At 73.1% G+C, this 1,094-nt stretch carries 1 protein-coding gene; it reads right to left on the bottom strand.

Features of this window, described 5'->3' with window-relative positions; all coding sequences use genetic code 11:
- Window positions 1–57: 57 nt before the first annotated feature.
- A complete protein-coding gene (locus tag HW445_RS32140; RefSeq protein WP_180224275.1) occupies window positions 58–762 on the bottom strand; it encodes a TetR/AcrR family transcriptional regulator in 705 nt (234 codons plus the stop codon).
- Window positions 763–1,094 lie beyond the last annotated feature (332 nt).

The following is a 1,094-nucleotide window of genomic DNA, read 5'->3' as shown; positions in this document are numbered from 1 at the left end:
GCGCGCGGCGACGGGCGTCCCGGCCGTCACCGGCGCACCGGCGGCGGCCCGGTCCGGTCAGCCGTGAGCGGCCACGAGCCCCTCGAGGTCCGACACGCGTTGCTGCGGCGACAGCTCCAGGCCCAGACTCCGCAGTGTCGAGTCCAGTACCGCCCAGACCGACCGGCAGAGCATGGCGCGCAACTCCTCCTCCGACTGCTCGGGCTCGGGGTCGCGCATCCACTGGTTGACCGCGGTGTCGACGAACCCCACGATCCCGACCGCGACCGAACGGACCGGCGCCCGCGGTACTCCGAGGGCCTTCAGCACGTCGCCGAACCGCTCGCCCAGCATCAGCGCGATGGCCGTCTTGGTGTCCGCCACCAGGGAGCCGTCCCCCATGGAGTGCTCGGCGACGCCCATGTAGGCGTACAGGCGCGGGTGCTGGGACACCCAGTCCAGGTGGGCGCCCACGACACGGTGCACGGACTCCTCGATCGTCCCGTCGAAGGCGAGCGTGGGTTCCATGCGCTGTACGAAGGACTCCACCACCCTGCGGCGGATCGACTCGTCCAGTGACGCCCGGTCCTTGAAGTGCCGGTAGAGCACGGAACGGGGCAGGCCCATCCGTTCGGCCAGACGCTGCATCCGGAAGTGCGCGCCCTCCTCCTCGATGAGGGCGACCGCCCCGTCCACCAGCTCGCCCTGGCGCTGTTCCTTGTGCTTGTGCCAGCGGGTGGAGCGTCCGTCCGTCTGCGGCCCGTCACCCGTTCCGTCCACCATTGCGCCAGGATATCGGCCGCTCGAACATGCGAGCGTCCCCGAGCGCGGCCGCGTACCCGCACGCCGTCGCGGGGTGCGGCGTTCACCGCGTGAGGAAACCGCGAAGACCCGCGCACCCGGTGCCTGTCGGCGAGTAGCGTCTGCAGCCGTCCGGGCCCGGTACCGCGGGTCCGGCGGGACAGGGGAGGTCTCCGGCATGGCGGACGGATCGTCGGTTCACGGTGGCGGGCTGTCGCGGCGGCGACTGCTCGCGTCGTCGGCCGCCGCGGGCGGCGCGGCGTGGCTGCTGCGCGGACTGGTCCGCCCGGGCGGCGCGGACGCCGCCGACGCAC

It is taken from the genome of Streptomyces sp. UH6 (assembly GCF_013421635.1).
Lineage (GTDB): Bacteria > Actinomycetota > Actinomycetes > Streptomycetales > Streptomycetaceae > Streptomyces > Streptomyces abyssomicinicus.
Note: the sequence above shows the minus strand (reverse complement) of the source record. Positions and strands in the feature narration are given on the sequence as shown.